At 51.2% G+C, this 6,892-nt stretch carries 4 protein-coding genes and 1 pseudogene; 4 read left to right on the forward strand and 1 reads right to left on the reverse strand.

Going from position 1 to position 6,892, the window contains the following annotated elements:
• Positions 1-1,733: 1,733 nt before the first annotated feature.
• From G449_RS18350 to G449_RS15530, 3 genes are all read left to right on the forward strand, one after another.
• Positions 1,734-1,970, forward strand: a complete 237-nt coding sequence (locus G449_RS18350) for a hypothetical protein (protein WP_159060406.1) — start codon at positions 1,734-1,736, stop codon at positions 1,968-1,970.
• Positions 1,939-2,982 (forward strand): Glu/Leu/Phe/Val family dehydrogenase, encoded by a 1,044-nt coding sequence (locus tag G449_RS15525; RefSeq protein WP_245559802.1) that lies wholly within the window; start codon positions 1,939-1,941, stop codon positions 2,980-2,982. The genes G449_RS18350 and G449_RS15525 overlap by 32 nt, the downstream gene beginning before the upstream one ends.
• Positions 2,983-3,215: 233 nt before the next feature.
• Complete coding sequence (locus G449_RS15530) at positions 3,216-4,640, forward strand: sodium:solute symporter family protein (RefSeq protein ID WP_022657535.1); 1,425 nt, start codon at positions 3,216-3,218, stop codon at positions 4,638-4,640.
• A 939-nt stretch (positions 4,641-5,579) separates the two neighbouring features.
• Here G449_RS15530 and G449_RS0101485 read toward each other — a convergent pair.
• Positions 5,580-6,527 carry an aromatic alcohol reductase gene (locus G449_RS0101485; protein ID WP_022657537.1) on the reverse strand — a complete coding sequence of 316 codons (948 nt, stop codon included), beginning with the start codon at positions 6,525-6,527 and terminating at the stop codon, positions 5,580-5,582.
• Positions 6,528-6,623: 96 nt separating this feature from the next.
• Between G449_RS0101485 and G449_RS0101490 the strand changes: the two are divergent.
• Positions 6,624-6,881: pseudogene (locus G449_RS0101490) on the forward strand (transposase); the annotation flags it as partial.
• Positions 6,882-6,892 lie beyond the last annotated feature (11 nt).

The raw sequence follows: 6,892 nt of genomic DNA on the forward strand, positions 1-6,892 counted from the left end.
CTTGCTGCTCAAAGCGCAAGGGGCTTTGTCTTTTCCTCCTTCTACTACCCCCTCCCTTCCGTTCTTTTTTCCCCCTCGATTTTTATCGTTCCTCTCTGGTAGCGCGTCCAGAGCCCGTCAGCCGCATTTACGCAAACCCGACTTTTTGGGCCTGCCTGCGTCAAAATTAGTTTTTTAATGCTCACGTACTTGAAGTACGATGCGCTTAAAAAACTAATTTTTCCTTGTCAGTCCACAAAAATGCGTATTTTGCAAACTCGCCCAACACCAGCACGTCGCCTCCGCTCACGCTCCGGCGAGTCTAAGGATGGCAGCTCCACAACCATCTCCTGATCACGACCTGCAAAAGGCAAGAGGGAAGGCGGCACCACAACCACTTCACATCATTCCCGCTGAAAGGCAGGGGCACACTTGTGGCATAAGGCTTTGTAATTTCATTTATAACTTGAAACACTGCAAAAACTGCGAGCAAGGCAATCCCGATCATACGGCATTTGTGAACCCAGGCAACGGTTTGGCGGCGGGAGCTGTTTTGCCAGCGCCGATGTCAAGGCCATAACGGGTGCGGAAACAGCGCAACGGAGCCAGCGGCGTATGCGGGGCATGCAAAAGGATAAGATGGATTACTTTGTGGTGAGCAGCAAGAGCACGGAACAGCGTTTTACTCTGGTGGTGCGCTGTGAACCGGGGGCCGCCTCAGCGGAGCCTGCCTAACCGTTATGTGTTGCGCCCATAACCCCGTAGCGTGTCGGATTAGCCCTACTCTGCCATGAAGGGGGAAAAGCAAGTCAACTCGAAGCCCGTAGTGCTCTCCAAGCGCGCAACGTTTTTTATCTGGACTGTGTGCGAGTAGTGCAGATAGACAATCGCATTGTTTGCGCAATGCAGACGAGTAATTAACCGCCGTGTAGGCGGCTTAGAAGCCCACTGTTGTCAAAAAGGAACGGATGCGTGCGTAAACCGCCCTGCAGGCTGCTTGAAAGCGTCAATGATGCCGTTGCGGCTGCATGGCTGGTCTTGTCTGCGTCTATATGGGCAGGGCTTTCCTGTGTAATGCGGCTTCGAAAAGTTTTCTACATGTGCATTCTTACGGGCAAAGATATGAAAAGCCTGCTCGCTGCCAAGGCTTTTCAGCCGGGTGACTTCTTCTTGCCATAACCGCTGACATAAAAAATGTTCATTCCACAGAATTTGCTGCGCAATTTCTACAAGGTCGCATCTTAAACGCCATTATGGGAACACGGATCGACAACCCATTCCAACTGCGGCTTGCCTTGATCTGCCTTTCTCCTCCTTCCCTCAAAAAATGATCCTTTCTGCGACGAACCTGCTGCGTTGCATTGTTGCACCCTTTTGTCTGGGCTCAAACATTTCAATCCACTCTTTGCGGAAGAGGCAGCATATTGATGCTCATTTGTTAACGCTCGTTAACTATTTAAGCACGTTTTCGAGCATACAACGAGAATTTCTATGTGATTGTGATTTATATAACGTAAAAAAAGATCGTTTTTGCAATAGATTAAGTGCATTCTGCCAGATTTTTTCAACTTGCTTGCTGTATGGCATGTCTTTTGCTTGCATTGGTACATATTTGAACTGTTATAGAAACTGTTTGCTTGATGAATGATCACTGTTTTTCTGATTATTGTTTTAACTATTAAATCCATATGCTCATGAAATAACATAAAATGCATGCGGATTTGATAAAAATAACAGACTAAATGGAGAATGACATGGCTACAGCAACTACAGCTCTTGAAAACGCACTCGCACAACTGGAACAAGCGGCAGCCCTCGCCGGACTCGAACCCCATGTTCATGAATTTCTCAAGCGTCCCATGCGTGAACTTACAGTGCGCATCCCCCTTAAAATGGATAATGGTAGTGTAAAAAATTATCGAAGCCTACCGTTTTCACCACAACTGGGCCAACGGCCCCATTCGTGGCGGCACGCGTTTTCACAAGGATGAAACGCCCGATGACGTGCGTGCGCTGAGCATGTGGATGACTATCAAAAACGCCTGCAACAACATTCCCAACGGCGGCGGCAAGGGCGGCATTGCTGTTGACCCCACCACCTTGTCTCTCAACGAACTGGAGCGGTTGTGCCGTGGCTATATCCGCGCCATCTCTTCCATCACCGGCCCCTGGATGGACTTTCCCGGCGCTGACATCGGCACCGATACCCGCACCCAAAGCTGGATGCTGGACGAATGGGAAGCCATGCACCAGCGGCTTGAACCGGCTGCCGTGAGCGGAAAGGCCATGCCCCTTGGCGGTTCTGCCGGGCGCGCTCTGGCCACCAGCCGTGGCGTGCAGTACGCCACCCGTGCGGTTGCGGCCTCTGTGGGCAAGCCCATGTCGAGCTTGCGCGCTGTTGTGCAGGGTTTTGGCAAGGTGGGCGGAAACCTTGTGTCGCTGTACAATGAAGACAATGTGACCATCTGCGGCGTAAGCGACGTGAACGGCGGCATCTACAATGCCGGTGGTCTCGATGTGAAGGACGTGTTTGCCTGGTTTGAAGAAAAGGGCACCCTGACCGGGTATCCCAAAGCCAAGGCCGTGACCAACGCGGAACTGCTGGTGCAGGATTGCGACGTGCTGGCCCCCTGCGCTGTGCAGAGCGTTATCACCCCTGAAAATGCGGCTAACGTTAAGGCTTGGGCCATTATGGAAGGCGCCAACGGCCCTGTGACTGTTGAAGCCGAAAAAATTCTGCGCGACCGCAAGATTATCGACTGCCCCGATGTGTACGCCAACTCTGGCGGCACCCAGGTGGCACATTTTGAGCGCATTCAGAACCTCAATAACGACTGCTGGACTGAAGAATTCGTCAACAAGAAGCTCGAAGGCGTGTTCCTTGACGTATTCAATGAAATATATGCGGTCTCCAACGAGAAAAACATCACCATGCGCATGGCCTGCTGGGTCAAGGCGTTGAACCATACAGTGGCTTCCATGAAGTGGCGTAGCTGGGTATAGGCGTTTTAGAAGCATAAGCTTAACGCCGTATCAAGGGGGGCAGCCGAGATTTGTGCCTCTGAACCAGAAATGGCGACCTCCCTGTTTTACCTCAAGCAACTGCACGTATGCAGGTTACCCAAAGTGCGCCCAACGGGGTGCGCAATGCAGGCCGCCCGCCTGAACACCAACAGGCGGGCGGCAGTCATTGCTGGGGCCTTTATGCTGGCATTACAATCATCGGGTGAGGTCATATGGAAGTCAGTTTTGTTCATTATCTGGGCATGTTTCTGGTGGTCGGCATTACCCTTGGATACTCAATTTATTCCGCGCGCAGCGTAAAATCTGCGGACGGGTTCAGCCTTGTGGGCCGTGCCGCTTCTTCTCCTCTGGTGGCGGGCGGTATTGTGGGCGTTATTATCGGCGGCGGCGCTACGGTGGGCACGGCGCAGCTGGCCTATCAGGCCGGTCTTTGCGCATGGTCGTATTCTCTTGGTGCAGGGTTGGGGTTTTTGGTGCAGGGCATTTTTTACGCCCGCGCCCTGCGGCGCACCAATCTTGAAACCGTTCCCGAATTTTTTGGCCTGCATTATGGCAAATACGCCGCCCCGGTCATCAGCATATGCGGTACCTTGAGCATGCTGTGCGGCTGCGTGGCCGGCGTCATTGCGGGGATAAACATACTGGCCGCAATCCTTAAAATCAGCCCGCTTGCGGCAACCTTTCTGCTTGCGGCGCTTGTGCTTATGACCGTGTTTTTCAGCGGCCAGAAAGGCAGCAGCGTTACTGGTATTATAAAAATGAGTGTGCTATGGGTGGGCCTGCTGGTAGGCAGCGCGGTGGCTGTGGTATCGCTGTACGAACTTCCTGATTTCTCCACGGTATTTCCGCATGAGCCTTGGCTGAATCTTTTCAGCACCGGTACCGGGCAGGTGCTCGGCAACATATTCTCAACAGTGGTGGGCATTTGCTGCTCGCAGAACTACATTCAGGCCCTGTACTCGGCCAGCGATGCCCGCACGGCTTCTCGCGGGGCCATCATGGCTGGGTTGGTGGTTATCCCTGTCGGGTTGCCCATTGTGGCCATTGGCATGTTCATGCACGCGCAAAATCCGGCATTACCTCCTATTTTGGCCTTGCCCACGTTTTTCTTTACCTATTTGCCCGACTGGTTTGGCGGCATAGCCATTTCGGGGGTGCTGCTGGCCATCATCGGTTCTACCGCAGGGCAGGCTTTGGGCATTGGCACCATGATTTCGCGCGACTTTGTGGGCAATGTGTTCAAGGTTACATCGAGCGAGGGGATTCTGAAGGCCAACCGGATTACCCTTGTCATCGTGACCGCGATCTTTTCGACGCTGGCCTATACGTATCTTCATTCCACCGTGCTGTACTGGAATTTCTTCTCCTTCCTGCTGCGCGGCGGCGGTGTTTTTGTGCCGCTGACACTGGCGATTTTCAAGCCCGGCTGGCTCTCGCCTTTCTGGGCTCTTACCTCCATCATTTGCAGCACCACGGCAGCCATTGTCGCCAAGCTGGCTTTCGATGTGAGCCAGCCGCTGTTCCTTGCCCTGGGCATCAGCCTTGCTATTGTGGCCTTGGGCATTGTGATCTCTGGCAAGAGCTACCGGGCTGTCTACATTAACGCGCAGGCCGAAAAGCAGGCCGACCCTGTGTAGCAGGGCGGTGGCAAAAGTTGCTGAGGCAGAATTTGTAGTCTGGCTGCGTCATACCGCTGTGACATGTGCTGACAACACGGCAGGGAGTTCAACGTGCGGCTTAGGGATGCCAAGGGCCGCGTAAACAACCTGTTGCGTTTTTAAACATATCTGCCCTCACGAGGCGGCTTGCATTCAAAGGCGCGTTATGCCCCAGTATGCAGGCCGCTTTTTTGCCTTTATCAACCTCATGGCGGAAAATACCCCGTCCCTTTTTGTATGTAGCCCACCGCGTACGAATTTTTGCATGACACAGCAGATTTATTACATGTGCGCGTTTCGTGCTGCTGAAATGGATGGAGAATTGATCAGATAACTGTCGGAAAAACTGCCCGTTGATGGGGCTTGCCCCCGTTTTTGGTGTAAAGCCGTTTAGAGCCAGCAACTCCAGCCAATAAACTGGATGCTTAAAAAGCAGGAAACCCGCAAAGCTGATAGCTTAGCGGGCTTCTTTGAACTCCCTTGGAGTTCAAGATGGTGCAAAGGGGAGACTCGGCACCATTTGATATGTGGATTTTCAACGGGCTGAAATTGTTGTAATTTATTTTTTTGTTCACGAAGACTTGTGACCCCGTTTGTGACCCCATAGTAGCTGTGACTTACGTGAAAATCTAGCGGCAAGATGAGGTCGAACACTGCTGCTAATTCTTCAAATTCATCCCCAATAGTCTTTGCGGGCTTTAGCAAAACCATCACCAGAGTTCATACCACACCGGGGCAGAAACTTGGGGTACTGCGGTACTCCAAAGCTTGCGGGCCATAGCCGGGTCCAAGTAAAGTTTCCCTTGCCAAGCTCAACGCCAAAGTCTCCGCCAAAAGTTGCGTAATCCACCACCTGCATTTTCATTTAGGCCTAGCTAGCCATACTGGAAACGCGGGCTTCACACTTGGCCCGTCGCGTCAGTCGCTATAAATGTTGTCATGGTTTGCAAGCCACTGCATGGCTGTTGTGGTCTCAATTCCCTGCTGAAAATTAAAAGTATTTGCCATACTCCATGCCACGCCGTCAGGACGTGCGAAGGCGAGTCGATATTTCGCTGCTGTGTCATTTGGGGAATTGCGCACATCGTCGATCAGCATTTCCTTAGTCAGTAATTTTTTCTCAGCTATGTCCCCCCACCGACTCTCCATTAGCTCTGCAATTTCACTGTATTTCAAAGTATCGCCAGCAATATAAACAATTTTGTTGCGAATTTCAGGCTGATAAAAGAATATTTCAGCCGTTAACATGCCAATATCTTCGGGGGTGGTTAGCGTTACAGAGTATTGCCAGTCGCCGAGGCCATATACAGTATGGTTTTTTTCATCGACCACACCAAAACTTGGTTCAAAGAGGTAGCTAGTAAAAATTCCAGTGGAGACAATGGTCCAATCGGTCTTGCTTTGCCCACGTAAAAGATGACGCACCTCAAGTTGTTCATCCCATACCTCTTGCCCACTTCCTTTCCCCACGATGTCGTAGTCCACACCAAATTGCCACGGAAAGTAGCGAGTTACACCTGCATTGAGCACAGCCGTGGTAATTTTGATCTGCGTTCCTGGTCCACCAACAAAACCACTACAGTTGATTACCGCGTTAAACTGTCGAAAAAGGGTGCTCAATTCATCAATACTCTGTCTTTGCAGATCCCCTTCTACCACGGATATACCTATCGTTCTGAGTTCATCAAGCCGATCTTTTCGCGGACCAGAAACAGCGTGACTGGCTTCCTCTTTGAGTAATACGCTGATTTTTGTCGATGGATTTTTGTGAGTTTTTTTACTCATTGCACGCAATACGGGCATTCCAAGTTGCCCTGCACCAAGCACGAGGACTGTGTTTGTGGATTGTTCTGTTAACAGCATCATATATATCTCCTTTGAGTTTGCTTTAGGCTAACATTGACCCTCCCCCCGAAAAGTATGCCATTGAAAAGTTAGTGTTCCTGACATAGGAGCACAAGAATGAAACGTAGCAGATTCACCGAAGAACAGATTATTGGAATTTTGCGGCAAGCCGAGGCTGGAGTTCGCGTTGTCGATCTATGCCGTCAGCATGGCATCTCGGATGCGACCTTTTACAAGTGGCGCAGCAAGTTCGGTGGAATGAACATCTCTGACGCAAAGCGATTACGCCAGTTAGAGGAAGAAAACGCACGGCTGAAAAGACTTGTAGGCGAGCAGGCACTTGATATTGTCGTCCTAAAGGACGTGATCTCAAAAAACTTTTGAAG

It is taken from the genome of Desulfovibrio desulfuricans DSM 642 (assembly GCF_000420465.1).
Classification (GTDB): domain Bacteria; phylum Desulfobacterota; class Desulfovibrionia; order Desulfovibrionales; family Desulfovibrionaceae; genus Desulfovibrio; species Desulfovibrio desulfuricans.

What these genes read in the sequence shown, in the direction of transcription:
- G449_RS18350 (WP_159060406.1), top strand. Translation starts at nt 1,734, where the DNA reads ATGGCTACAGCAACTACAGCTCTTGAAAACGCACTCGCACAACTGGAA.
- G449_RS15530 (WP_022657535.1), top strand. Translation starts at nt 3,216, where the DNA reads ATGGAAGTCAGTTTTGTTCATTATCTGGGCATGTTTCTGGTGGTCGGC.
- G449_RS0101485 (WP_022657537.1), bottom strand. Translation starts at nt 6,527, where the DNA reads ATGATGCTGTTAACAGAACAATCCACAAACACAGTCCTCGTGCTTGGT.